Here is a 23114-nt window from a genome sequence, read left to right on the forward strand (position 1 = left end):
GGCGAAAGGTAAGTTGAGTATCAAGCTCAACTTACGAATGGATGACGCATTGGAAAGCAAAAGCACGGACACCCTGCGCGGCCTGGAGAGCTTCGTGAAGGCCGTGGAGAGCGGCAGCATCGCTGCTGGCGCGCGCCTGCTGGGCATCAGCGCAGCCGCCGCGAGCCAGAACATCGCCCGCCTGGAACAGAGCCTGGGGCTGCGCCTGCTCACCCGCACCACCCGTAGCCTGGCACTGACCGACGCCGGTGCGCTGTACTTCGAGCGCGTGCAAGCGGTGCTTCAGGAGCTGGAGCTGGCCCGCGCCGCCGTCGCCGACCTGCAGGATCAACCGCGTGGCCAGTTGCGCATCGCTGCCAGCGCCGCGTTCGGTCGTCACGTGCTGGCCCCGCTGATTCCCGGCTTCATGGCGCAGCACCCGCGCATCCGCTGCGAACTGCTGACCACCGATGCCGTCGTCGATCACGTCCAGGAGGGCGTGGACCTCAGCATCCATATCGCCCAGCAGTTGCAGGACGGCCTGGTGGCCAGGCGCATCGCCACGGCGCAGACGCGCTTCTGCGCGGCGCCGGAATATTTGGAACGTGCCGGGCGCCCCAGCGAGCCAGAGCAATTGCGCGACCATGACTGCCTGCTGTTTCGCTTCGCTACCGACGGGCGCTTCCTGCGCTGGGGCTTCGTGCGCGAAGGCGTGCATTTCGATGCCCAGGTCAGGGTCGGCATGAGCAGCAACGACATCGATGCCCTCGCCCAGTGCGCCGCGGCAGGCGGGGGTATCACCCGGCTGGCGTCCTTCGTCGCCGATCCCTACCTGGCCCGCGGCGAACTGGTCGAACTGTTCTCCTCGGCCACACCCACCCTCAGCCGGGCCACCAGCGCTCCGCTGGACTATTACCTGTGCGTGCGTGACCGCTACGAGCTGACGCCCAAGGTGCGTCTGTTCATGGATTACCTGCAGCACGCCCTGCCCGCCGATTTGCAGCCTTCCGCCGAGGCGCCCTGGCATGGCACCTGAGGCCGCTTGCAAAGCGCGGGAACCTGGCCTATCGAGAAGGGTCTGTGCTGTTCCGCCGATCCGGCGTCTTCCCAATCACGGATGGCTCAAAAGGCCTTTCAGCAAGGAATAATCATGAACCGACTCAAACTGCCGTTGTTCACCCTCGCCTGCGCGCTGCCGCTGGCGGCCTGCGCCGCCACCCCCGAGTCGCTGAAACCCTACCCTGCAGCCGGCGAAGGCTATAGCCGCCATGTGATCGAGCTGCCGGCGCAAGCCAACGAAGCCGAGTACAGGGTGGAGATCATCGCCGGCAAGACGCTGGAAGTGGACTGCAACCAACACCGCCTGGGCGGCCAGTGGCAGGAAAAGACCGTGGAAGGCTGGGGCTACAGCTATTACGAACTGGGCCAGGTCGGCCCGGCTGTTAGCACGCTGATGGCCTGCCCGGACGGCAGCCGCAAGCAGGCATTCGTACGCGTCGGCGGCGAGCCGCAGTTGGTGCGCTACAACAGCAAGCTGCCGCTGGTGATCTACGCGCCGGACGATATCGAGGTGCGCTATCGCCTGTGGTCGGCTTCCGGCGAGAGCAGTGTGGCGCCGCGTCAGTAACGTCGAGCCCTGCCGCACCGGCCGTGAACGGCCGGTGCTTCGTGGCGCTTGTGCGAGAGCGGGCCGGGCGGTGAAAAAAGCTCTAGCAAGCGGCTGTGAGACTGGATGCGATGGCCGGCGCGACTATGCTCAAAGAGCACCTTCTCACCGAGCGCCAGAGCCGCGCCCGTAGCCACCGGAGCCAACATGGATATCGAAAGTCTCTTTGCCCAACTGCACACCCTGCCCAGCATTCCGAAGGTCGCGCAGGAGCTGATCCAACAGTTCGACAACCCCTCCTCCAGCCTGGAAAGCGTGGCGCGCAACATCGAGCGTGACCCGGTTATCGCCGCCAAGGTATTGCGCCTGGCCAACTCGCCCCGTTTTCGCGGCGCGCGCGAAGCGGTGAGCGTTGAGGACGCCGCCATGCGCCTGGGCTTCAACACCCTGCGTACGCTGGTGCTTGCCTCGGCCATGACGGGCGCGTTCAAGACCGACACCGGCTTCGACCTCAAGGGGTTCTGGATTCGCAGCTTCCGCGTCGCCAGTATCGCCCGCTGCCTGGCCAAGCAGTTAAAGCTGGACACCGACGCGGCCTTCACCTGCGGCATGATGCACAACATTGGCGAGTTGCTGATCCAGACCGGCGCGCCGGATTTCGCCCGGCGCATGAACCGTCACCCGAAACGCGAGGCAGCTGCCCACGCCGCCGAGGAGACCCTGCAACTGGGCTTCGGTTACCCCGAGGTCGGCGCCGAACTGACGCGGCGCTGGCAGTTGCCGGCACTGATCCAGCACGCCATCGCCTATCAGGCGCGTCCAACCCAGTCGCCCGGTGACAGTCGCTATGCGCGCCTGCTGGCCCAGTCGGTGACCGTGGCCGAATGCATCGACTCGCACGGTGTCAACGAGCAGGCCAGACAGAGCCTGGAAGGCCCGTTGTTCGAAGAGGTCGACCTGGACAAGCTGTTCGAGGCGCTGCCGGCGGTGCTGGAGGCGGACAAGGCGTTTGCCGAACTGCTCAGCTGAGCGGCATCACCCGGCCATGCAGCCGCCGGCTGGCGCAGGTATCGAACCCAAGCCGGCCGGCTGCGGCAGAGAGAGTCAGCGCATGCAGCACTGCTTGTATTTCTTGCCACTGCCACAGGTGCAAGGGTCATTGCGACCCACCTTGGTGTCGTCACGGCGCACCGGCAGCACCGGCTCGAGGTTCTGCTGCCAGTACTCGTAGAGCTCGACAGCAGCCGGCTCGATCAGCGCCGTGCTGACGTCATATTCCGCGTCGGACATGGCCTTGAGCGTCTCGGTGCCGCTTTCGTCGCCGTGCAGGGTGATCAACGCCAGCGCTGCCGCGACCGAGTCGGGTAGCGAGGCTTCCAGCCAGCCGGCTACCGCCGCGCCTCGCAGGTAGCCGGCGCACCATTCGGAAACGATCAGTTTTTCGCCCTTGCCGTTGTCGTCGGCGAGGAAGATCGCCTCGTAGTCGTCCGGCTCTTCGCTGAGCATGTAGGTGGCTTCGCTCATCAGCTCCACCGCCAGCTTCATGAAGCGCTCGCCGTCCTTGTCGCTCGGCCATTGCGGTGGCTGGTCGGCCCAGATCGCCGAATACCAGACGGCCGGCGCGACCTGGCGCGGCGCAGAGACAATGGCGGCGAAATAGCCGTCCAGTTCGCTGGCAGAGAGGATCGAGTCATCGTTGCCGTACTTGAGCAGCCACTGATCGAGCTTCTCCAACCCTCTGTTGTCCATCGCCACGCCTCCCGCTGAAAAAGGGCGCTACTGTCCCACAGTTGGCCGTCGCGAAACAGCCTGACCGCCGGCCCTGCCGGCCTGGAAGCGCCAGAATTTGCAGCCCCAACATACCCGTAGGAGCGAATTTATTCGCGATAGGCTTTAGCTCCATGCCCGCCCATGATCGCGAATAAATTCGCTCCTACATGGGTAATGCTGTTCACTGAGGGCCGCAGGCGCTTGGCTGCCTTCGCCCCGGAGGCCTGATTGCATTCGACCTTTCCAGCCTGCAAAAGGCCTCTTCTGCGCGCAGGACACCGGGACGCATGACCGGTAGGAGCGAATTTATTCGCGAAGGCTTGGGCACACGACGATGATCGCGAATAAATTCGCTCCTTCCCAATAGAGGCCGTTTCCAGGCTTCGTCGCAGGTACGCTCGTCGGGACGGGTGCCGATGCCACGGGCTGCCGCTACAATGCGCAGCTTGCCCGTGCCGCCTGATAAAGAAAGAACCATGTCCTTGCCCAAGAACCACCTGGAACTGCTCAGCCCTGCCCGCGACGTCGAGATCGCCCGCGAGGCCATCCTGCATGGCGCCGACGCCGTCTACATCGGCGGCCCGAGCTTCGGCGCGCGGCACAACGCCTGCAACGAGGTGAGCGATATCGCCAGACTGGTGGAATTCGCCCGCCGCTACCACGCGCGCATCTTCACCACCATCAATACCATCCTGCATGACGACGAGCTGGAGCCGGCGCGCGCGCTGATCCATCAACTCTACGATGCCGGCGTGGACGCGTTGATCGTGCAAGACCTGGGTGTGCTGGACCTGGACATTCCGCCCATCGAGCTGCACGCCAGTACCCAGACCGATATCCGCACCCTGGGCCGCGCCAAGTTTCTCGACCAGGCTGGCTTCTCCCAACTGGTGCTGGCCCGCGAGCTGAACCTGCAGGAAATCCGTGCCATCGCCGATGAAACCGATGCCGCCATCGAATTCTTCATCCACGGCGCGCTGTGCGTGGCCTTCTCCGGGCAGTGCAACATCTCTCACGCGCAGACCGGGCGCAGCGCCAACCGCGGCGACTGCTCTCAGGCCTGCCGCCTGCCCTACACACTCAAGGATGAAAAAGGCGGCGTGATCGCCTTCGAGAAACACCTGCTGTCGATGAAGGACAACAACCAGAGCGCCAACCTGCGCGCCCTGGTCGAGGCGGGTGTGCGCTCGTTCAAGATCGAGGGCCGCTACAAGGATGTGGCCTACGTGAAGAACATCACCGCTCACTACCGCCGCGAACTCGACGCGATTCTCGAAGACCGCCCGTATCTCGCCCGCGCCTCCAGCGGCCGCACCGCGCACTTCTTCGTGCCAGATCCGGACAAGACCTTCCACCGCGGCAGCACCGACTACTTCGTCACCGAGCGCAAGGTGGACATCGGCGCCTTCGACTCGCCGACCTTTACCGGGCTCGCTGTCGGCCACGTCGAAAAGGTGGGCAAGCGCGACCTGATCGCCGTCACCCATGAACCGCTGTCCAACGGCGACGGCCTCAACGTGCTGGTCAAGCGCGAAGTCGTCGGTTTCCGCGCCAATATCGCTGAGTTGAAAGGTGAGTTCGAAGAGGATGGCGAGAAGCGCTACCGCTATCGCGTTGAACCCAACGAGATGCCCGAAGGCCTGTTCCGCCTGCGCCCGAATCACCCGCTCTCGCGCAACCTCGACCATAACTGGCAACAGGCGCTGCAGAAAACCTCGGCAGAACGACGCATCGGCGTGAGCTGGAAGGCCGAGTTGCGTGAAGACGCCCTCAAGCTCACCGCCACAAGCGAAGAAGGCATCAGCGTCGACGTCGCCCTGCCCGGCCCGTTCGGCGTGGCCAACAAGCCGGAACAGGCGCTCGACGGCCTGCGCGACCTGCTCACCCAGCTCGGCACCACCATCTACCACGCCCAAGGCGTCACCCTGGATGCACCGCAGGCGTTCTTCGTGCCTAACTCGCAGCTGAAAAGCCTGCGCCGCGAGGCCATCGAGGCGCTGACCGAAGCCCGCGTCGCGGCCCACCCGCGCGGCCGCCGCAAGGCCGAGAGCAACCCGCCGCCGGTGTACCCCGAGTCGCACCTGTCGTTCCTGGCCAACGTGTACAACCACAAGGCCCGCGAGTTCTACCACCGCCACGGCGTACAACTGATCGACGCTGCTTACGAGGCCCACGAAGAAGAAGGCGAGGTGCCAGTGATGATCACCAAGCACTGCCTGCGTTTTTCCTTCAACCTGTGCCCCAAGCAGGCCAAGGGCGTGACCGGCGTGCGCACCAAGGTGGCGCCGATGCAACTGGTACACGGCGACGAAGTGCTGACCCTGAAGTTCGATTGCAAACCGTGCGAGATGCACGTGATCGGCAAGATGAAGGGCCACATCCTCGACCTACCGCAGCCAGGCAGCGCCGCCACCCAGGTGGTCGGTCATATAAGCCCGGACGACCTGCTCAAGACCATTCGCCAGAAGCCGGGCTACAGTCATTGACACCTTGCCGGCCTGGCGACAGGCCGGTGCTACATCAGGTCATTAACACCACGACATGTCAGTTTGACATCAAGTCATAGTGACTTCGCAACGCTAAGCCGTTGATTTTCAAGAAGCCAGGTGCTGGCACGAAACCTGAAATGTCCTCCGTGACCTCTTCCTTTCGTGCCGGATACCGCCATGTTTTTCGTCAGCGCCAAACGCCATCGCAGCCTCGAAGCCGACCATCAGGCCCTACTCGCTCGCCTCACCGCCAGTGAGCAGGAAACCCAACATCTGCGCAGCGCATTGCAGGCCAGCCAGGAAGACACCCGGCTGCAGAGCGACCTGAGCTTCTACCAGGGGCTGGCGGGTAATCTGCTCAAGTTCGGCCTATCCATCGAGCATGTTGGCGACTCCTTCAGTTATCTCAATGCGCGTCTCGATGAGAACAATCGCCGCGCCCAGGACGTGGCCAATGCCGCGATTCAGAACAAACTCAAGTTCGGCCAGTTGCAAGAGGAGTCGCAACGCATGGAGGACGGCCTGGCCAGCCTGAATCAGCGCATATCGGAACTGGTCAAGCGCGCCAGTGAAATCGACCGCATCGTCGGCCTTATCGGCAGTATCGCCAGCCAGACCAACCTGCTGGCACTCAATGCCGCCATTGAGGCGGCGCGCGCAGGGGAATCCGGTCGCGGCTTCGCCGTGGTCGCTGGTGAAATCCGCGATCTGGCGGAGAAGACAGCCAGCGCTACTCAGGACATCGTTCGCGAGACGGCAGATATCCAGAGCGTGATCCATGCCGCCCAGCAGGAAATTCAGCAACACGCCGGCAGCGCCGGTCATTTCCAAGCCATGACCACCGAAGCCAGCGGCGCCATGCTTAACGTTCACGGCCAGGCGCAGCGCATGCACCACGAGATCAGCCAGTCGTTCTTCCGCTCCGGCATCGAGCTGGCCAACCTCGCCGAGCTGTCGCTCAAGGCCTCGGTCTACCAGGCGATTCTCAACGGCAAGGGCAATGCCCGCGACCTGCCCAGCGAAGAGCAGTGCCTGTTCGGGCGCTGGTACTACGGCGAAGGCAACGCGGCGCTGCAGGGCAACCGCGAGTTCCGCCAGATCGAACATCCGCACGAGCTGGTTCACCAGTGCGGCGCGCAGGCCATCACTGCCTTCGCCGAAGGTCGGCTGCAAGAGACGTTGGACAACCTGGCCACCATGGAGGACGCCAACGTCGAGGTGATGCGTATCGTCAGGAAGGTGCTCGACGAGCACGACAAGGGCCTGACGACGCCAGTGGAGCGCCCGCGTCTGCGGGCTGTACCGGCCTAATGCAACTGCCGGGCGAATCGCTCCACTGCGCCGAGAACCTGCTTGGCGCCCTGGCGAATTTCGACGATCACGTCGCCCGCCTGGTTGGCCAGGGCCAACCCGGTTTCGGCCTGGGCGCGACTGCTGGCCATATCGCGCACGGCGGCATCCACCAGCCGCTGGTTGTCCTGCACGACTCCGACGATCTCCTCGGTGGCCTTGCTGGTGCGGCTGGCCAACTGACGCACCTCATCAGCCACCACGGCGAAGCCGCGTCCCTGCTCGCCCGCCCGCGCAGCCTCGATGGCGGCATTGAGCGCCAGCAGGTTGGTCTGCTGGGCGATGCCGCCGATGGTCTGCACCATGGTGCTGATCAGCACTGATTGCTTGCCGAGGGCTTCGATCCCTTCGGATGCCGACGTCATCTCCTGGGCGATACGCTGCATGGTCTGCACCGTCTCGGTCACCACCTGGGCGCCCTGCTGCGCGGTGGTATCGGTGCGCTGAGAGATGCCGTAGGCGGTGTCGGCGGCATCGTTGACCTCCTCCTCGCGGTTGACCTGCTCGGTGATCACGGTGGCGAACTTGACCACCTTGTACAGGCGGTTCTGCGTGTCGTGCACCGGGTTGTAGGTGGCCTCCAGCCAGACGGCCCGACCGTGGCTATCCACCCGTTTGAAACGCCCGGCGACGAACTCGCCACGGTTGAGCCGCTCCCAGAAGTGGGCGTACTCGCTGGACGACGCCTCCTGCGGCTCACAGAAGATCCGGTGATGCTGGCCCTTGATCCGTTCCAGGCTGTAGCCCATGGCATCGAGAAATTGCTGGTTGGCGGTGAGCACCTGGCCTTGAAGATCGAATTCGATCACCGCGGTGGAGCGCAGCAGCGCGTTGATAAAGTCTTCGTTCTCACGCGCCTTGTTCATGCTCTCGGTCACCTCGCTGCCGATGCACTGGATCTGCCGCACAACGCCGCGCTCGTCGGCCAGCGGCATCCACGAGGCCTGCACCCACACCAGCGCACCATCGCTCCGCAGGAAACGATAACGATCGCTGACCGACTCACCCAAGCTGATCGCGGTGCTGAGGTTCTTGAAGCATGGTAGATCCTTGACGTAAGCCGGCACGATGTCGCTGAGCGGGCGACCTTTCAGCTGCTCAGGTGCATAGCCGACGAAACGGGCGAACTTGTCGTTCAGGTCGACGATCCGCCTCTCGGGATCGATCGACACCATGATCTTCTGCGCCCGGATGCCTTCGTAGAGCTGCTTGTACAACGACAGCTCGGCCTCTTTCTCCTGCAGCTCCTTCTTCAATCGATTAGCGAACATGCGCCTTCTCCAAGCAGTCGTTCTCCAGATGGTCGACTGTCCCCGGCGTCAAGCCAGGCCAGCTTCAGCGCAAGCATAGAAGGCGGACGGTGAAAGGCGCCAGCGTAGGCGCAGCTGGATCAACCCGCCGGGCTGAGCATGACGATTTCGCGAATCTCGAAATCGTGGCGCAGGTAGTCCATGCGTTTGTCATGAAACTCACGCATGTGTGGCAGGGCCGTGTGCTCCGCCAGTGCCTCCCGCGATGCCCACACCTCGTAGAAGATGAACAGTGTCGGATCAAGCGCATCGCGCAGCATGTGATATTCGACGCAGCCAGGCTCAGCGCGGCTGGGTTCGATGTAGGCGCGAAACAGTTGCTCGAAGGCCTCGGCCTGCTCGGGCCTGGTATGAGCGTGGAGGATGAAGGCGTGCATGACGAAGGTCTCGTGAGAATGAAGATGCTTCACCTTAACGCAGGATTGAAATTAACTTTCATGACTTTCAGTCAACAATAATTTGAGCGTTCCGGGGTGTTTCGCCCGCGTGGGGCTCGTTAACCTGCCGCCACATTTTTTGGAGAACCCCCGATGAAAAAGATCCTCCTGCTCAACGGCGGCAAAGCCTTCGCCCATTCCGACGGCCAGTACAACGCCACGCTGCACGATGCTGCCGTGGCCTTCCTCGACCGCGCCGGTTTCGACATCAAGACCACCTTCATCGATGGCGGCTACGACGTCGAGGATGAAGTGCAGAAAATCCTCTGGGCCGACGTGGTGATCTACCAGATGCCCGGCTGGTGGATGGGCGCCCCATGGACGGTGAAGAAGTACCTTGATGAGGTGTTCACCGCCGGCCACGGCAGCCTCTACGCCAATGACGGCCGTACGCGCTCCGATGCGTCGCAGAAGTACGGCAGCGGCGGGCTGATCCAGGGTAAGCAATACATGCTGTCGCTGACCTGGAACGCGCCGCTGCAGGCCTTCGAAGACCCCAGCGATTTTTTCGAGGGCAAGGGCGTGGACGCGGTGTACTTCCCCTTCCACAAGGCCAACGAGTTCCTCGGCATGAGCGGCCTGCCCACGTTCCTGTGCAACGACGTGATGAAGGTGCCGAACGTCGAGCGCGATGTGGAGCGCTACGAGCAGCACCTGGCCAAGGTGTTCGGCGTCAACTGAGTCATTGCCCGCCGAACAATGCCGTCCAGTAGATGCCGGCATCGCTCTGCGGGTCATTGGCGTAGGCAGCGCCCAGCTCGCTGAACGCCGGGTTCATGATGTTGGCGCAGTGCCCGGGGCTGGCCAGCCAGCCCTCGACCACCTTGGCGGTGGTATCCAGCGCGGCGGCGATATTCTCACCCACCGTGGTGCCGCCGTAGCCCGCCAATTCGGCCCGATCACCCGGTGTCAGGCCGTCCCGGCCCTGATGGGCGAAGAAGTTGCCATTGGCCATGGCCCGGCTGTGGCTCTCGGCAGCGCTGCCCAGTTCAGCACTCCATACCAGCGGCGCCGTCGCGGCGAATGCCTGGTCGCCGCACTGGCGCGCCTCGGCACGGGCGGAATTGACCAGCAGCAGCAGCCCTTCCCCCTCGGTCTGCCAGGTTTGCAAGCGCCCGCTGAGTAGCGGCCTTGCCAGCACGATGCGCCAGTCACGATCCTCCTGGCTGACGCCGATATCAATGAACTGCGGGTCGAGCAGCACGCGGCAGAAGCTCTCGCTCAATGCCTGCATCGCCGCTTGCGCATTGCGTGGGCCGGAGAGGGTGATGGCCTGGACGTTGACCAGCGGATAGCCGGAGGCACTTAGCGAATCCTGCAGGTCCGCGGTGCCATTGGCGGGCAGTATCAGGCGCGGGTCGTTGGTCAACGGCGGCAACGGTTCGGAGGCCTGCACGCCACAACGCTGCACTTCGCTGCGATAGGTATTGATCGTCTCGATCAGCGCCAGATCCTCGCTGGCCTGAACCGAGCCCAGTCCCCCCATCAACAGCAGCGCCAGCAGGCAGCGCCGCCATCCCCGTTTGTCCATTGTTGTTGTCATACAGCCCTCTCCCAACTAACGTCGTGATTCTGACGTATTTCCCGGCGCACCATCATTACCGGTTTCCTCGTCCCTTCGAATGCCTGCGAACACTGGACTCACCAGGCTCGGCAGGGTTCCTGCATGACGCCGTTTGCCGCCATCGCACCACTGTCGCAATTGCCTCATTCCGCCCGAGAACACCGATGCCTGGTTACGCTGCCAAGAACGAACAACACCGACGCCTGGTCCTCAAAGCCTTGCTATGGATCACCTTGAGCGGCGGTTTGTTCTTCTCCGTGGTCAATCTGCTGCACGATAACTGGCTGCTGGCGGGACTGGAGATCGGCTACGCCGCTGTATCACTGTATCTGCTGACCATCCTCGACCGAACCCGCCACCTGCAGCTATTGACCGCGGTTTACCTGCTGCCGTTCTTCAGCATCATGATCCTGGCGCTGGCTCAGACCCACACCACCTTCGCGGTGTTCGCCTGGATTCAGTCGATTCCGATCATCTGCTACCTGCTTCTGGGGTTGCGCCTGGGCATGTACGGCTCGGTGCTGTTCGTCGGCGTCGGCCTGTTCGTCTTCACTCGGCGATTCTCTTCCGAGGGTCTGCTGCAGAACGTGGAGATCATCGCCAACCTCGGCCTGGCCAGCCTGGCGGTGATGATTTTCGCCCACATCTACGAGCGCAGCCGCATTCTCAACGAAAGGCGTCTGACCGAGCAGGCCACCACCGACGCCCTGACCGGCCTGGCGAACCGGCTGAAACTGGCCGAGGTGTTCGAACGTGAGCGCGCCCATGCGTTGCGCAATGGCACACCGCTTTCGCTGGTGTTTCTCGATATCGATCACTTCAAGCAGATCAACGACCGCTTCGGCCACGAGGTCGGCGACCGTGCCCTGGCCCACTTCGCCACGGTGCTGGCGCAACGGCTACGCATCAACGATCTGTTCTGTCGCCTGGGCGGTGAGGAATTTGCCGTGCTGCTGCCCGGCAGCACGGCGGGCCAGGCTCGCGATATAGCCGAGAACCTGCGCGAGCGCCTGGCAGCCGAGCCGTTGATGAACGACGGCATCGCCCTGGCCATGACGTTGAGCGCCGGCGTGGCGAGCTTCAAGGTGGACGGGCAGTCCCTCGACGAGCTGATGCTGGCGGCTGACAGGCGTACCTACGCCGCCAAACGTGCCGGACGTAACCGGGTCATCACCGGCGAAGACATGGGCGACAGCGAACCGGTACCGGGCTGATCAGGCGTAGACGCTGAGCCCGCCCTTTTCCTGCAGCCACTGGCGGTAGGTTTCCAGCGAGTCGGTCTGCTTGTCGCCATTGTGCCCGGCGATGCGCACGCTGCCGTCCAGGCCGGCGTCGACCATCTTCTGCACCTGCTGCAGCAGCTTGGCGGCATCGTCGCGATCGAGTTGCGTCACATCCGGCAACTGAATCACCGAGGGCGCCGCCGCCTGATTGTCGGCACTGCTCTGCACGGCATTGGCGGGCGTCGCCGCGCCGCCATTCATCGCACGCAGCAGCCCACCCTCACTACGCGCGACCACCTGCTTGGCGAAACGCCGCAGATCGGCCAGCGGATCCTGGCTGGCCTGGCTGTCGGTTTCGCCACTGGCGGTGCTGGAACGATTGTTTGCCTGGCTGCCGTAGTAGCTGAGCATGGCAGGTATGCTGTTGTTGATGCTGGTCATATGGCCTCCCGCCAAAAGCATTCGCTACAGGCAAAGCAGGTTTCGGGCCAGCCGCTGCCGGCCTTTGACCACGGGCTCGGCGCATGCCTTAGCGGCAGCGACTTGCCACCGCAAGGCAAGGTTTTTCCGGTGCACGGAGCCCTCATGCCGCCAGCGGCGCAGCCGGCGGCCAATGAAAGGCTGAACGTCGAGCGAACGGCTTTCCGTTTGCTTGGCAAGGCGATTGCGCTAGGCTCTGCACCTCTATCAATAGGAGGTACTCCCCATGGCCCGCGCCACTGCCCGCCACATCCTGGTTGCCAGCGAAGACAAGTGCAACGAACTGAAAGCCGCCATCGAGGGCGGTGCCGACTTCGCCCAACTGGCCCGAGACAACTCCACCTGCCCGTCCGGCCGCAGCGGCGGCGACCTGGGCTCCTTTGGCCCGGGCCAGATGGTCAAGGAATTCGACACCGTGGTCTTCAGCGCGCCGGTCGGCGTGGTGCAAGGCCCGGTCAAGACCCAGTTCGGCTATCACCTGCTGGAAGTCACCAGCCGCCAGGACTGATCGCGTCCCCGGCCCGAAGAATGGCTGCTGCCACTCTTCGGGCACCTCTGCTGAAAACAGCGCACCTCGTTACGCCTCAAGCGCCTGCACGTAAGATCCGGCAGCGTCTGGATCAGACCTCGAACTTCCCTACCTGCGTCAAACAGCGCCCGGCGCGCGCTGGCGCCAGTTGTCGAGCAAGCGTCCGCCCCAGACGTTGATCAGCAGCCCGGCCATCACCAGCCCCGCGCCGACCATCTGCAGCCCCGCAAGGCGTTCGCCCAGCAACGATGCCGAAGAGCTGATGCCCACCACCGGCACCAGCAGCGAGAACGGCGCCACCTGGCTGGCCGGGTAGCGCGACAGCAGGCGGCTCCACAGGCCATAGCCGAGAATGGTCGCGCCGAATGCCAGGTAGGCCAGCACCAGCAGCGAATCCAGGCCAAGCGTGAGCAGCGACTGGCTGATCAACTCAGACCCCTCCAGCCACAGCGACAGCGCCAGGAACGGTAGCGGCGGAACCAAACTGCCCCAGACCACCAGGCCGACCAGATTGACCTTGCCCAACTTGCGCGTCACTACGTTGCCCAGCGCCCACATCGACGCCGCCGCGATGGTCAGGGCAAAACCGGCCAGGGTCATCGCCTGCCCACCCTGCAAACCGATCAACACCAGGCCGCTGGCCGCCACCAGCAAACCGAACAGGTTGCTGCCGCGCAGCCGCTCGCCGAGAAACAGAGCGGCGAAGAACAGGGTAAAGAACGCCTGCGACTGCAGCACCAGCGACGCCAGGCCCGCCGGCATGCCGACGTACATGGCATAGAACAGGAAGGCGAACTGCCCCAGCGAGATGGTCATGCCGTAGGCCAACATCCAGCGCAGTGGCACCTGCGGCCGGCGCACGAAGAGAATCGCCGGGAAGGCTGCGAGCAGAAAACGCAGGGCGCCCATCAGCATCGGCGGCATGCCGTGCAGACCGACCTTGATCACCACGAAGTTCAGCCCCCAGACGACGATTACCAGCAGCGCCAGCAGCAGATCCTTGGGTGTCATGAGCATGAGCCTCGCCTTGATTGAGCAGGCATTAGAGCAGCCTCGCCCCGAGCCAGACAGACACAGAGGCCACGGAAAAAAGCCACACAGCCGCGCGCGGCTGCTAACCTGCGCGCTTCAGCGCCGTTACGTCACGCCCATGACCCTGCACGATTTCCTTCTGTTCGCCCTGCCGGCGGTGTTTCTCACCGGCCTGTCCAAGGGCGGTTTCGGCGGCGCCCTGGGCGGCATCGCCGTGCCGCTGCTGGCATTGGCAACCTCGCCGAAACAGGCCGTGGCGGTGATGCTGCCGATTCTCTGCCTGGCCGACGTGGTCGGGCTGAAGGCTTACTGGGGCAAGTGGGATACGGCCAACCTCAAGGTCATGCTGCCGGGCGCCGTGATCGGTATCGGCATCGGCTCGCTGACCTTTGGCTTCTTCGACGAACGTGCCATTGGCCTGCTGATCGGCACCATCGCCATCGTCTTCGTCGGCCTCGGTCTGCTAGCGAGCAACCAGGCGCCACGACCGCTGCGCGCCGGCCGTGGCACCTTGTTGTCGAGCCTGGCCGGCTTCACCAGTTTCGTTGCCCATGCTGGCGGGCCGCCGGTAATGATGCATCTGTTGCCGCAGCAGTTGGACAAGGTGCGCTTCGTCGCCACCATCAACCTGTTCTTTCTGCTGACCAACGCCGCCAAACTGTTCCCTTACGCCGCGCTGGGCCAGTTCACCCAGGAGAACCTGCTGCTCAGCCTGATGCTCGCGCCCATCGTGCCGCTAGGGGTATGGAGTGGGCTGTGGCTGCAGTCACGGGTCAACCACTTGTGGTTCTACCGCATTGCGCGGCTGGGCATCCTGCTGGCTGGCGTGCAACTGATCTGGCGCTACCTGTAGCGCGTCCTGCCGGGAACCGTACGGGATCAGGGTTCGACCACGCGCCACAACTCGGGCCACTCGCCCGGATTACGCGCCGCACAGCGGCCGAGAAAACTGAGCGAGGCCAGCTGAAAACGCTCGCCATCGAAGCGCCAGCTGCCCGATTCACCACAATCGGCAATCCCTCGCCCCTTGTACAGGTAGCCCAGCTCGCCGGTGTCGGGGTTGTAACTCACCCAACCGGACAACGCGCCAAGGTCCAGCGGCGGCGTCTCGAGCTGCAGATCGAGCTCGGCATAAGGCGCCTGGCGACCGACGCGATACACCGCAAAATCGCAGTTGTAGGCGGCGCACCAGGTTCGGATGATGACCAGCGCCTCCTGGTCGTTGAGCGCAAAAGCCTCGGCCTCCGGCTCGCTGCTCATATCCTCTTCGAACCACTGGCTGCGGGTCGCGGCCATTACGTGCTCAGCGATATCACGCTGCTCCACTTCGCTCATCGGCGTGACACCGGGGTAGGCGCGCAGACGCGGCGCCAATGGCGCAGCGGGCACCTCGCTATCGGGTCGTGAGCCGGGACGATAGAGGGCACTGCGGCTGTCCACCCGCCCCTGCACAGCATCCATCAGCAGCAAGGCAGCGGAAAGACCACTGAGCGAAACCACCGCCTCGTACTCGCGCTCACCTTCCATGCGCAATTGCACACCATTGCGCAGCTCGGTCAGCACTGCCTGAGCATCGGCGCCTTCGGCCACCAACGTGGTTTCACCCTGAATTTCTATCGGCTGCAGGCGACCTGCAGTAGACAAGGCCCGACCGTCGAGCCGCAGCGGTGCATAGCCGCCTTGCTCGGCATCGTGCAACGACAGTCGTAGCTGCGCCTGGGCGCCTGGAGAGCGCTCGAGCTGGAGGCTCAAGGGCTGGTAATCGAAACTCTCCGGCGCACTCAACGCCTGGCATCCGCGCAGGTTGTCGCAGGCGACGACCCAATCCTTGATTTCCCGGTACAGCGGCACCTGCTCGGGAGCGGCTTGGGCGATTCCCGCAGCCAGCAGCAGAGCGGTAAGCAAGACCCAACGCGACATGAACAACTCCTTTTGACGATTGCGCAGGGGCGTCATGTTCCTTCGCCCGAGCGAGCCAGGCAAGCGACGTCGCAGCCCCGCAGTTGGTGTGATTCGCCGGTCGCCAGCAAGGGTGCTCGCACCATCGGGAAATTGCAGGTGCCGATAACCGCGCAAGGCACTAGAATCCGCAGCCTATCCGATCGTCACGCGCAGATTCGCGCGACGCCGTCTCACCTATCGGCCAGGAGACCCCAGATGGGCGCCCAGTGGAAAGCTAAACCCAAAGAAGCCGCCGCCAATGCCCGAGGCAAGATCTTCGGCAAGCTGGTGAAGGAAATCATGCTCGCCGCGCGTAACGGCGCCGATCCGGACATGAACCCCAAGCTGCGCCTGGCTGTGCACCAGGCCAAGAAAGCCTCGATGCCCAAGGACACGCTGGATCGCGCCATCAAGAAAGGCGCCGGCCTGTCCGGTGAGGTGGTCAACTACGAGCGTACCCAGTACGAAGGCTTCGCCCCGCACCAAGTGCCGGTGATCGTCGAGTGCCTGACCGATAACGTCAACCGCACCGTCGCCGAGATTCGCGTGCTGTTCCGCAAGGGCCAGCTCGGCGCTTCCGGCTCGGTGAGCTGGGACTTCGACCACGTTGGTCTGATCGAAGCCAGCACCGAAGAAGGCGCGGACCCGGAACTGGCCGCCATCGAAGCCGGCGCTCAAGACTTCGTGCCCGATGACGAAGGCTCGACGCTGTTCATCACCGACCCGACCGACCTCGACACCGTATGCAAGGCGCTTCCGGAGCAGGGCTTCACCGTCAACTCGGCCAAGCTCGGCTACCGCCCGAAGAACCCGGTAACCAGCCTGACGCCGGAACAGATGGAAGAAGTCGAGGCCTTCCTCGAGGCCATCGACGGCCATGACGACGTGCAGAATGTCTACGTCGGCCTTGCTGGCTGAGGCCCGCCGGGCGCCCTGATCGGGCGCCCGCTGCTTATCCCATGAAAAACACCCTAGATATCGCCGCCGCCTGCCTGTTCGACGAACGAGGCCGCCTGCTGCTCGTGCGCAAGCGCAATACCGGTTTCTTCATGCTGCCTGGCGGCAAGCGCGAGCCGGGCGAAGATGCACTGGCTGCGCTCAAGCGTGAACTGTTCGAGGAGCTCGAACTGCAACTGGACAGCGCAGCGTTGCAACCACTCGGCCAGTTCCACGCCCCCGCCGCCAACGAAGCCGATACCTGGGTGCAGGCCGACATCTATCGCGCCGCCCTGCCCCATGCGGTACAAGCCGCCGCTGAGCTGGAAGAACTGCGCTGGCTCGATACTGCCCTGCCCCTGCCCGATGACTTGGCGCCGCTGCTTCGCGAGCAGGTATTGCCGGCCCTGCAACGGCTTCCTTGATCCACGGCAACGCACAGCCAGCGGTTCAGGCGTTAGGCTGCGCCGATAAACAGAACCATTCGCCTTGCCTGCAAACCCCATAGGAAACGAGGTTTGCCATGAGTATCACGTCCGCCCAGATCTGCCAGGCCGCCGACCAGCTGCAGGGTTTCGTTGGCTTCAACGCCAAGACCGGCCAGTACCTGCTGCGTTTTTCCGAAGACAGCTTCGGCCTCGACGTACCTGCCGAAACCATCACTCCGACCTGCGAGTACGTCTGGCACGCCGACGAAGGCGAGCTGATGCGCCTGGATCGCCAGCGCCTGGCCTGGCTGCAGGACCAGCGTATCGATGACCGGGTGAATCTCAGCGAACCGCTACGCGTCTACCTGCGTCGCGCCGACCTGCCGGAGATCCGCGCCGAACGCCGCCGTCTGGCGCCAGCCTGAATCATTGACAGGGAGCGCCGTGTACAGCGAACCGCGGTGCACCCTTACCCGCCTGATTCTGCTTAAATGGCCCATCGCCCGCTTCCCCTGTGCCGATGAGCCCATTCCGCTACCGCCAATTGCCGCCCCTGCTGCGCCCCCTGGTCGACAAGTTCTACCGCGGCCATCGCTCGCCGATGCGCAGCCAGGCGGGCGACCAGATCTGGGTCGCCGAACATGCAGGTGACATTGTCGCGGCCCTCAGCATGCGAGCCGTGACAGGTGGACAGTGGCTCACCGGGCTGTTCGTCGCCCCTGCACTGCGTCGCCAGGGCGTGGCCGCGGCCTTGCTCGATCACGTCCTGGCAGAGCATCCGGAAGCGGTCTGGCTGTTCTGCCATCCCGACCTGCAGGGTTTCTATCAGTGGCGAGGTTTCGCACCCGGCCAGCCTCTTCCCGCCGAACTAGCCGAACGACTGGCCCGCTACCAGCGCAGCAAGTCACTGGTATCGCTGCGCGCCCATTAAAGGCAGTCTGTCGCCTGGGGCAAAAATACTGGCACTTTGCTCCGGAATGCCCCTTGCCATCGGCGGTCAAAGCTTTGCATGCTTATTCCATAACAACGAAAAGAAACGCTATGGCTACCCAGACCGCACGTTTGCTGAAACGCCTGCGCAACGATTTCCAGCTGTCGATCATCACCCTGATGGGACTGTTCGGCGTCATCGGCATTTCGCCCTATGCCGTTTACCGCCTGCTCCACGGCAATTATTTGGTTGGCATCGCCGACACGATTATCGTTCTCTCCACGCTGTTCGCCGTGCGCTATGCCTGGGTCACCCGCGACACCGTCAAACCTGGGCTCTACCTGGCCGCAGTGTTCTCGGTCGGCGCCACACTGATCGCCATCAACCTGGGGGTCAACGGCCTGTTCTGGATCTACCCGCTGATCCTCTTCAACTTCTTCATGGTCTCGCCCGGCAAGGCCTTGCTGGCCACCGCACTGGTGCTGATCAGCCTGGTCAGCCACGCTCTGCTGGTACCCGGCAGCGTGTTCGAGAGCAACTACCAGATGGTCTCGTTCCTGGTCACCTGCATGATGGCCAGCGTGCTCAGCTTCATCTTCGCCTTCCGCACGCGTACCCAGCGCGACCAACTGCAAATGCTGGCGATCCATGATCCGCTCACCGGCGCGCGTAACCGTCGGGCGATGAACGAAGAATTGAAAATCGCCGTGGCCAGCCATCGCCGTCACAGCGACAGCTATGGGTTACTGGTGATAGACCTTGACCACTTCAAGCAGATCAACGACCGCTTCGGCCATCAGGTCGGCGACCAGGTGCTGGTGGCTTTCGTCGGGCTGATCAAGCGCTACTGCCGCAAGGAAGATCGCCTGTTCCGCTTCGGTGGCGAGGAGTTCCTGCTATTGCTGCCCAGCACCGATGCAGAAGGCCTGCGCGTCGCGGCGCAGAACCTGCTGAGCAAGGTCGCCAGTGAGCTGCAAAGCCCGGGCGGCGCGGTGACCGTCTCTATAGGCGGCGCGATCCTGCATGGTGGCGAGCATTGGGAAAGCTGGCTGCAGCGCGGCGACGAATGCCTGTACCGGGCCAAGAGCGAGGGGCGCAACCGCGCAGTGATCTCTGACGCGCCGGACAACGCACATAGAACGGCCGCCCGTCATTGAGATCAGCGGCTACGTTGCAGCTGGTAACTGCCGCTGCCAGGTTGACGCTCGATGATCAGCCCGCCGGGATACTCGGTGCTCTGCCGAATCCCGCCGCGCGTCTCGATGGACTGACTGCCATAACGGCTTTCCTGACGCACGCTGCCCCGCGGTAGACGCTGGCCGCCGTAGAGATTGTGCTGCTGATAACTCGACGAGCCCGAAACGCTGCCGCTGGCACCGGGGCTGACGTAACTCTTGGGAATGACCCGGATGGTCTGCGGCTGATCGGCGAAAGCGGCACTGGCCAACACTGCAGTCAGGATCAATACAAGCGAACGAATGAGCATGAGCAACTCCCACTGAGTCAGGGTCAGACTGCGCATGCCTGACACCCGAAAACCATCATCACACCGGGTTGGACAACAGTTCGAGAGAATTTTCAGCGTGAAACGACAAGGGGTCAGCCGAGGCAGACCCTTTGATTTTTATGGTGCCGGAGATAGGAATCGAACCTACGACCTTCGCGTTACGAGTGCGCTGCTCTACCGACTGAGCTACACCGGCGGGAAACGCCGGCATTATGCGAGTTGCCGCGCCGGCGCTCAAGTCACGGTCGTATCAGCTGTCGAGCAGTTCGATGCGGTCGTCGTGGATGCGGATCAGGCCCTGCTTGTAGAGCCCGCCGATGGCCTTCTTGAAGTTGCCCTTGCTGACCCGGAACTGTTCGGCGATCAGCTCTGGCGGGCTCTTGTCACCCAATGCCAGCACACCGCCCTGATCACGCAGGCGCTCGATGATCTGCTCGGCCAGGCCGCTGGCGGCTTCGTGACCGATGGGCTGCAGGCTCAGGCTGATCTTGCCGTCGGCACGCAGCTCCTTGATGTAGCCCTTCTCGCGCATGCCGCTGCGGATGAACTTGAACAGCTCGTTCTTGTGGATCAGACCCCAATGCTTGCCGTCGATGATGGCCTTGAAACCGAGGTCGGTACGCTCGACCACCAGCAGATCGACTTCCTGACCGACCTGGTAGTTGGCCGGCACCTGGTCCAGATGACGATCCAGGCGCGCGGTGGCGGTGAGGCGGCGGGTGCGCTTGTCCAGATAGAGGTAGATCACGCAGTAGTCGCCAATCTGCAGCGGACGCTTCTCTTCGGAGTGTGGCAGCAACAGGTCCTTGGGCAGGCCCCAGTCGAAGAACAGGCCGACGCGGTTGATATCCACCACCTTGAGGCTGGCGAACTCGCCAAGCTGGATCTTCGGCTTGAGCGTGGTGGCGATCAGCTTGTCTTCGCTGTCCAGGTAGATGAACACGTTGAGCCAGTCCTCGACCTCGCTCGGCGTATCCTTGGGGATGTAGCGCTTGGGCAGGAGAATTTCACCGTCCGCGCCACCGTCCAGATACAGACCGAAGTCGGTGTGCTTGACCACCTGTAAAGAATTCATCCGCCCGATAACGGCCATCGTGTTACACCTCGCCAAAACAGCCGGCCATTCTACCCGAGATCAGGCACAACCGGGCTGGCTGCATGATGAATCGACAGCCGGTCAAAAGGCCGTATAAGTGACTGGAAAACAAGCCATAAAGTGTCGCGAAAAACCGCTCATGCGCGGCGTTGTAGCCGGTAACGGGGCGATTACCCAAGCAGAAAAAGGCGGCTTGAGGCATAATGGCCGGCCGCCCATCTGAAAGAGATCAAGGTCATGGCCACCCTTCGCGTCAAGTCGTCCGCCAGCAAAGTCAGCAAACCCGCCCCTGCCGTGGAAACCCGCGAGTCCATCGAGGCGCAGATCGCTGCCTTCCTGCAGGGTGGTGGCGAGATCCAGCAGATCGCCAAGGGCGTCAGCGGTCAGACTTACGGCGGCACTCGTCAGATCACCATCAGCAAGAAGTGATCGCCTCGGGTGCGCATTGCGCACCCAGCCTCCCTCCCCGCCTTAGCCTCCAACCAAGCTTACTCGCTCGCCAGCCCCAGGCGCAGCAACTGCCCTTTCGGCGCATCCGTCAGCACGTAGATATAACCGTCCGGCCCCTGTCGCACGTCGCGTACCCGTACCTTCAGCGACTCCAGCAAGCGTTCTTCATGCACGACCCTGTCGCCGTCGAGTTGCAGGCGAATCAGCGCCTGGCTGGCCAGTGCTCCGATGAACAGATTCTGCTGCCAGGCCGGGAAACGCTCCGCGTCGTAGAAGGCCATGCCGCTGATGGCCGGTGATTTTTCCCAGACATGATGCGGCGCCTCGGTGCCCTCGACCGTTTTGCCCTTGGCCTCGGGAATCGCCAGCATCGAGTAATTCACCCCGTGCGTCGCCAACGGCCAGCCGTAGTTCTTGCCGGCTTCGGGAATGTTGATTTCGTCACCGCCGCGCGGGCCGTGCTCGTGGGTCCACAGGCGGCCGCTCCAGGGGTTGAGTGCCGCGCCCTGCTGGTTGCGATGACCGTAGGACCAGATTTCCTTACGCGCGCCATCACGGGAAACGAAGGGGTTGTCCTCGGGAATACGGCCATCGGGAAAGATACGCACCAGCTTGCCCTGCAACTTGTCGAGATCCTGTGCGGTGGGGCGATTGTTGTTGTCACCCAGGGCGATGAACAGGTGACCGTCACGGTCGAACACCAGGCGCGAGCCGAAGTGCGTGCCGCTGGATAACTTCGGCTGCTGACGGAAGATCACCTCGAAGCCCTCCAGCGCCGCAGCATCGGCCGAGAGCTTGCCGCGCCCCACCGCCGTACCGGCAGCGCCATCACCCTCTTCGGCGTAGGACAGGTAAACCATACGGTCCTGGGCGAAATCAGGCGACAGCACCACGTCGAGCAAACCACCCTGGCCGACAGCGAAGACTTCAGGCAGCCCACGCAATGGCTCGGACACCGCCCCCTCGGCACTTACCCGGCGCAACGCGCCCGGCCGCTCGCTGACCAGATATCCCTGGCCGTCCGGCAGAAAGGCCACGGCCCAGGGATTGGCCAGACCTTCGGCGACGGTATGAACCTTCAGCGGGCCCAGTTCCGAATCAAGCTGCCGGTCTTCGGCAAGGCTGTGCTGGGCACCGAAAAGAGCGATCAGACCGAGGGCTGCAAGGGGTTTCAGGCGCGGCATCGAGGCGTCTCCAGTCGTCAGACAAGCCGGCATAGTGCTACAGCCTGCCAACCGAGGCAGCCCTGCAAAAGTTTCCTCAGATTTCAGTCCGTCAGGTAGCGTCGTTCGATGCGCAGGTAGTCGCCGGATTCGCGCAGCATGCGCAACCCCGCATCGAAACGCAGCCGATGCGAGTCCTGACGAAAGCCCACGCGGTACGGCGTCGGTGGGAAAATCTCGAACCAGTCGAGCGACTGGGTTACGTCGACCTGATCGTTCACTTCGCGATCGAGATGGAGAATGATCCGCTTGTCACCCACCACTACATCGGTGCGGCCGCTGTAAAGTAGGCGGTTGCGGTTGATCTGCAGCGCCTCCTCGCGATAGCGCGGGTTGTTCATCGCCATACGCTCGAACTCCGGCCCGAGCAGCAGGCGCGCACGCTGAAAGGCGCTGACCGCATAGTTGCTCAGGTCGGCGATACGCTCGATGTGATAATCCCGACTGGCCAGCGACACTGCAACGTTGTGGTAGTGGATATAGATATCGGAATAGAACGCCACAACCCCGCTGCGCTCGTGGGTAGTGGTAATGGCATCGATTTCGCCGCGCCGCAGCATCAGGTGCAGGCGCTCCATCGGTGCGTAATAGGCGGTCAGCTCGAAGCCGGCGTTGTGGGCGGCACGGTCGACGATCTCGTACTCCAGGCCGCGCGGCTCCCCTTCGAACACGTAAGGCGGCTTGTGCGTGCCGAAACCGACATGCAGCACCTCTGCCGCAACCGTCGGACTCAGACATGCCAAGATCAAGCCCAGCCACCATCTGCCCATCGTCTACCCCACTATCGGATAAGCCAGAGCATAGACGGCTGGTCGTCTTCATAACCAGAGTGG

Annotated in this window: 26 protein-coding genes and 1 tRNA gene; 15 read left to right on the forward strand and 12 right to left on the reverse strand. The window is 63.3% G+C overall.

The window, feature by feature from the left end; genetic code table 11:
• The first annotated feature begins 37 nt into the window (after window positions 1–37).
• The 3 genes from P3C50_RS09190 to P3C50_RS09200 all read left to right on the forward strand — a co-directional run bounded on the left by P3C50_RS09190 (window position 38) and on the right by P3C50_RS09200 (window position 2614).
• The gene (locus P3C50_RS09190) at window positions 38–1015 is read left to right on the forward strand and encodes a LysR family transcriptional regulator (protein WP_275545772.1); all 978 of its coding nucleotides are present in this window, start codon (window positions 38–40) and stop codon (window positions 1013–1015) included.
• 114 nt (window positions 1016–1129) lie between these two features.
• Window positions 1130–1606: a serine protease inhibitor ecotin gene (eco, locus tag P3C50_RS09195; protein WP_275545773.1), complete on the forward strand. Its 477-nt coding sequence runs from the start codon at window positions 1130–1132 to the stop codon at window positions 1604–1606.
• A gap of 186 nt (window positions 1607–1792) precedes the next feature.
• Window positions 1793–2614 (forward strand): HDOD domain-containing protein, encoded by an 822-nt coding sequence (locus tag P3C50_RS09200; protein WP_275545774.1) that lies wholly within the window; start codon window positions 1793–1795, stop codon window positions 2612–2614.
• A gap of 75 nt (window positions 2615–2689) precedes the next feature.
• On the opposite strand, the gene P3C50_RS09205 is transcribed toward P3C50_RS09200, so the two are convergent.
• Complete coding sequence (locus P3C50_RS09205) at window positions 2690–3334, reverse strand: YecA family protein (protein ID WP_275545775.1); 645 nt, start codon at window positions 3332–3334, stop codon at window positions 2690–2692.
• Window positions 3335–3831: 497 nt separating this feature from the next.
• On the opposite strand from P3C50_RS09205, the gene P3C50_RS09210 reads away from it, so the two are divergent.
• Window positions 3832–5841 (forward strand): peptidase U32 family protein, encoded by a 2010-nt coding sequence (locus tag P3C50_RS09210; RefSeq protein ID WP_275545776.1) that lies wholly within the window; start codon window positions 3832–3834, stop codon window positions 5839–5841.
• 180 nt (window positions 5842–6021) lie between these two features.
• Window positions 6022–7155: a methyl-accepting chemotaxis protein gene (locus P3C50_RS09215; RefSeq protein ID WP_275545777.1), complete on the forward strand. Its 1134-nt coding sequence runs from the start codon at window positions 6022–6024 to the stop codon at window positions 7153–7155.
• On the opposite strand, the gene P3C50_RS09220 is transcribed toward P3C50_RS09215, so the two are convergent.
• Both P3C50_RS09220 and P3C50_RS09225 read right to left on the reverse strand, forming a co-directional pair.
• Complete coding sequence (locus P3C50_RS09220) at window positions 7152–8465, reverse strand: PAS domain-containing methyl-accepting chemotaxis protein (protein ID WP_275545778.1); 1314 nt, start codon at window positions 8463–8465, stop codon at window positions 7152–7154. The two genes, P3C50_RS09215 and P3C50_RS09220, sit on opposite strands and share 4 nt — an antisense overlap.
• Before the next feature lie 119 nt (window positions 8466–8584).
• Window positions 8585–8881, reverse strand: a complete 297-nt coding sequence (locus tag P3C50_RS09225; protein ID WP_275545779.1) for a putative quinol monooxygenase — start codon at window positions 8879–8881, stop codon at window positions 8585–8587.
• Window positions 8882–9034: 153 nt separating this feature from the next.
• Between P3C50_RS09225 and P3C50_RS09230 the strand changes: the two genes are divergently transcribed.
• A complete protein-coding gene (locus tag P3C50_RS09230; RefSeq protein WP_275545780.1) occupies window positions 9035–9622 on the forward strand; it encodes an NAD(P)H-dependent oxidoreductase in 588 nt (195 codons plus the stop codon).
• Window position 9623: 1 nt separating this feature from the next.
• On the opposite strand, the gene P3C50_RS09235 is transcribed toward P3C50_RS09230, so the two are convergent.
• Window positions 9624–10484: a CAP domain-containing protein gene (locus P3C50_RS09235; RefSeq protein ID WP_275545781.1), complete on the reverse strand. Its 861-nt coding sequence runs from the start codon at window positions 10482–10484 to the stop codon at window positions 9624–9626.
• Window positions 10485–10669: 185 nt separating this feature from the next.
• On the opposite strand from P3C50_RS09235, the gene P3C50_RS09240 reads away from it, so the two are divergent.
• Complete coding sequence (locus P3C50_RS09240; RefSeq protein ID WP_275545782.1) at window positions 10670–11719, forward strand: GGDEF domain-containing protein; 1050 nt, start codon at window positions 10670–10672, stop codon at window positions 11717–11719.
• On the opposite strand, the gene P3C50_RS09245 is transcribed toward P3C50_RS09240, so the two are convergent.
• On the reverse strand, window positions 11720–12169 hold the full coding sequence (locus tag P3C50_RS09245) for a hypothetical protein (RefSeq protein WP_275545783.1): 450 nt from the start codon (window positions 12167–12169) through the stop codon (window positions 11720–11722). It lies immediately after the preceding gene.
• Window positions 12170–12434: 265 nt separating this feature from the next.
• On the opposite strand from P3C50_RS09245, the gene P3C50_RS09250 reads away from it, so the two are divergent.
• Window positions 12435–12716, forward strand: a complete 282-nt coding sequence (locus P3C50_RS09250) for a peptidylprolyl isomerase (protein ID WP_090430990.1) — start codon at window positions 12435–12437, stop codon at window positions 12714–12716.
• Window positions 12717–12854: 138 nt separating this feature from the next.
• Here P3C50_RS09250 and P3C50_RS09255 read toward each other — a convergent pair whose 3' ends face one another.
• Window positions 12855–13748, reverse strand: coding sequence for an EamA family transporter (locus P3C50_RS09255; protein WP_275546049.1), 894 nt, complete (start codon window positions 13746–13748; stop codon window positions 12855–12857).
• Window positions 13749–13887: 139 nt separating this feature from the next.
• Between P3C50_RS09255 and P3C50_RS09260 the strand changes: the two genes are divergently transcribed.
• A complete protein-coding gene (locus P3C50_RS09260) occupies window positions 13888–14622 on the forward strand; it encodes a sulfite exporter TauE/SafE family protein (protein ID WP_275545784.1) in 735 nt (244 codons plus the stop codon).
• 26 nt (window positions 14623–14648) lie between these two features.
• Here the strand turns inward: P3C50_RS09260 and P3C50_RS09265 are convergent, their stop codons facing one another.
• Window positions 14649–15689: a DUF1176 domain-containing protein gene (locus P3C50_RS09265; protein WP_275545785.1), complete on the reverse strand. Its 1041-nt coding sequence runs from the start codon at window positions 15687–15689 to the stop codon at window positions 14649–14651.
• A 237-nt stretch (window positions 15690–15926) separates the two neighbouring features.
• Here P3C50_RS09265 and P3C50_RS09270 point away from each other — a divergent pair, with 237 nt between their 5' ends.
• The 5 genes from P3C50_RS09270 to P3C50_RS09290 all read left to right on the forward strand — a co-directional run bounded on the left by P3C50_RS09270 (window position 15927) and on the right by P3C50_RS09290 (window position 19162).
• A complete protein-coding gene (locus P3C50_RS09270) occupies window positions 15927–16628 on the forward strand; it encodes a YebC/PmpR family DNA-binding transcriptional regulator (RefSeq protein WP_275545786.1) in 702 nt (233 codons plus the stop codon).
• Window positions 16629–16669: 41 nt separating this feature from the next.
• On the forward strand, window positions 16670–17071 hold the full coding sequence (locus tag P3C50_RS09275; protein WP_275545787.1) for an NUDIX hydrolase: 402 nt from the start codon (window positions 16670–16672) through the stop codon (window positions 17069–17071).
• 98 nt (window positions 17072–17169) lie between these two features.
• Window positions 17170–17499, forward strand: a complete 330-nt coding sequence (locus tag P3C50_RS09280) for a DUF2025 family protein (RefSeq protein ID WP_275545788.1) — start codon at window positions 17170–17172, stop codon at window positions 17497–17499.
• Window positions 17500–17594: 95 nt separating this feature from the next.
• Window positions 17595–18005 carry a GNAT family N-acetyltransferase gene (locus P3C50_RS09285; protein ID WP_275545789.1) on the forward strand — a complete coding sequence of 137 codons (411 nt, stop codon included), beginning with the start codon at window positions 17595–17597 and terminating at the stop codon, window positions 18003–18005.
• 110 nt (window positions 18006–18115) lie between these two features.
• A complete protein-coding gene (locus P3C50_RS09290; RefSeq protein WP_275545790.1) occupies window positions 18116–19162 on the forward strand; it encodes a sensor domain-containing diguanylate cyclase in 1047 nt (348 codons plus the stop codon).
• Window positions 19163–19164: 2 nt separating this feature from the next.
• Here the strand turns inward: P3C50_RS09290 and P3C50_RS09295 are convergent, their stop codons facing one another.
• The 3 genes from P3C50_RS09295 to P3C50_RS09305 form a co-directional block, all read right to left on the reverse strand.
• Window positions 19165–19527, reverse strand: coding sequence for a hypothetical protein (locus P3C50_RS09295; RefSeq protein WP_275545791.1), 363 nt, complete (start codon window positions 19525–19527; stop codon window positions 19165–19167).
• A 105-nt stretch (window positions 19528–19632) separates the two neighbouring features.
• Window positions 19633–19708 (reverse strand) — tRNA-Thr (locus tag P3C50_RS09300).
• A 54-nt stretch (window positions 19709–19762) separates the two neighbouring features.
• A complete protein-coding gene (locus P3C50_RS09305; protein WP_275545792.1) occupies window positions 19763–20605 on the reverse strand; it encodes a S1 RNA-binding domain-containing protein in 843 nt (280 codons plus the stop codon).
• Window positions 20606–20845: 240 nt separating this feature from the next.
• Between P3C50_RS09305 and P3C50_RS09310 the strand changes: the two genes are divergently transcribed.
• Entirely contained in the window at window positions 20846–21037 is a 192-nt protein-coding gene (locus P3C50_RS09310) for a hypothetical protein (protein WP_013716575.1), read from the forward strand.
• Between the two features lie 59 nt (window positions 21038–21096).
• Here P3C50_RS09310 and P3C50_RS09315 read toward each other — a convergent pair whose 3' ends face one another.
• Together P3C50_RS09315 and P3C50_RS09320 are read right to left on the reverse strand one after the other, a co-directional pair.
• Window positions 21097–22242 carry a PQQ-dependent sugar dehydrogenase gene (locus P3C50_RS09315; RefSeq protein ID WP_275545793.1) on the reverse strand — a complete coding sequence of 382 codons (1146 nt, stop codon included), beginning with the start codon at window positions 22240–22242 and terminating at the stop codon, window positions 21097–21099.
• Between the two features lie 83 nt (window positions 22243–22325).
• Window positions 22326–23027, reverse strand: a complete 702-nt coding sequence (locus P3C50_RS09320) for a transporter substrate-binding domain-containing protein (protein WP_343252197.1) — start codon at window positions 23025–23027, stop codon at window positions 22326–22328.
• Window positions 23028–23114: the final 87 nt, after the last annotated feature.

Source organism: Pseudomonas sp. Marseille-Q0931, from assembly GCF_940789645.1.
In the GTDB taxonomy this organism is placed as follows: domain Bacteria; phylum Pseudomonadota; class Gammaproteobacteria; order Pseudomonadales; family Pseudomonadaceae; genus Aquipseudomonas.

Bases quoted from the DNA above. Each gene is read 5' to 3' on its own strand.
- P3C50_RS09315 (WP_275545793.1), bottom strand. From the start codon at position 22,242: ATGCCGCGCCTGAAACCCCTTGCAGCCCTCGGTCTGATCGCTCTTTTC.
- P3C50_RS09240 (WP_275545782.1), top strand. From the start codon at position 10,670: ATGCCTGGTTACGCTGCCAAGAACGAACAACACCGACGCCTGGTCCTC.
- P3C50_RS09230 (WP_275545780.1), top strand. From the start codon at position 9,035: ATGAAAAAGATCCTCCTGCTCAACGGCGGCAAAGCCTTCGCCCATTCC.
- P3C50_RS09245 (WP_275545783.1), bottom strand. From the start codon at position 12,169: ATGACCAGCATCAACAACAGCATACCTGCCATGCTCAGCTACTACGGC.
- P3C50_RS09255 (WP_275546049.1), bottom strand. From the start codon at position 13,748: ATGACACCCAAGGATCTGCTGCTGGCGCTGCTGGTAATCGTCGTCTGG.
- P3C50_RS09305 (WP_275545792.1), bottom strand. From the start codon at position 20,605: ATGGCCGTTATCGGGCGGATGAATTCTTTACAGGTGGTCAAGCACACC.
- P3C50_RS09235 (WP_275545781.1), bottom strand. From the start codon at position 10,484: ATGACAACAACAATGGACAAACGGGGATGGCGGCGCTGCCTGCTGGCG.
- P3C50_RS09205 (WP_275545775.1), bottom strand. From the start codon at position 3,334: ATGGACAACAGAGGGTTGGAGAAGCTCGATCAGTGGCTGCTCAAGTAC.
- P3C50_RS09280 (WP_275545788.1), top strand. From the start codon at position 17,170: ATGAGTATCACGTCCGCCCAGATCTGCCAGGCCGCCGACCAGCTGCAG.
- P3C50_RS09275 (WP_275545787.1), top strand. From the start codon at position 16,670: ATGAAAAACACCCTAGATATCGCCGCCGCCTGCCTGTTCGACGAACGA.
- P3C50_RS09310 (WP_013716575.1), top strand. From the start codon at position 20,846: ATGGCCACCCTTCGCGTCAAGTCGTCCGCCAGCAAAGTCAGCAAACCC.
- eco (WP_275545773.1), top strand. From the start codon at position 1,130: ATGAACCGACTCAAACTGCCGTTGTTCACCCTCGCCTGCGCGCTGCCG.
- P3C50_RS09215 (WP_275545777.1), top strand. From the start codon at position 6,022: ATGTTTTTCGTCAGCGCCAAACGCCATCGCAGCCTCGAAGCCGACCAT.
- P3C50_RS09295 (WP_275545791.1), bottom strand. From the start codon at position 19,527: ATGCGCAGTCTGACCCTGACTCAGTGGGAGTTGCTCATGCTCATTCGT.
- P3C50_RS09210 (WP_275545776.1), top strand. From the start codon at position 3,832: ATGTCCTTGCCCAAGAACCACCTGGAACTGCTCAGCCCTGCCCGCGAC.
- P3C50_RS09265 (WP_275545785.1), bottom strand. From the start codon at position 15,689: ATGTCGCGTTGGGTCTTGCTTACCGCTCTGCTGCTGGCTGCGGGAATC.
- P3C50_RS09290 (WP_275545790.1), top strand. From the start codon at position 18,116: ATGGCTACCCAGACCGCACGTTTGCTGAAACGCCTGCGCAACGATTTC.
- P3C50_RS09200 (WP_275545774.1), top strand. From the start codon at position 1,793: ATGGATATCGAAAGTCTCTTTGCCCAACTGCACACCCTGCCCAGCATT.
- P3C50_RS09190 (WP_275545772.1), top strand. From the start codon at position 38: ATGGATGACGCATTGGAAAGCAAAAGCACGGACACCCTGCGCGGCCTG.
- P3C50_RS09270 (WP_275545786.1), top strand. From the start codon at position 15,927: ATGGGCGCCCAGTGGAAAGCTAAACCCAAAGAAGCCGCCGCCAATGCC.
- P3C50_RS09220 (WP_275545778.1), bottom strand. From the start codon at position 8,465: ATGTTCGCTAATCGATTGAAGAAGGAGCTGCAGGAGAAAGAGGCCGAG.
- P3C50_RS09250 (WP_090430990.1), top strand. From the start codon at position 12,435: ATGGCCCGCGCCACTGCCCGCCACATCCTGGTTGCCAGCGAAGACAAG.
- P3C50_RS09285 (WP_275545789.1), top strand. From the start codon at position 17,595: ATGAGCCCATTCCGCTACCGCCAATTGCCGCCCCTGCTGCGCCCCCTG.
- P3C50_RS09260 (WP_275545784.1), top strand. From the start codon at position 13,888: ATGACCCTGCACGATTTCCTTCTGTTCGCCCTGCCGGCGGTGTTTCTC.
- P3C50_RS09225 (WP_275545779.1), bottom strand. From the start codon at position 8,881: ATGCACGCCTTCATCCTCCACGCTCATACCAGGCCCGAGCAGGCCGAG.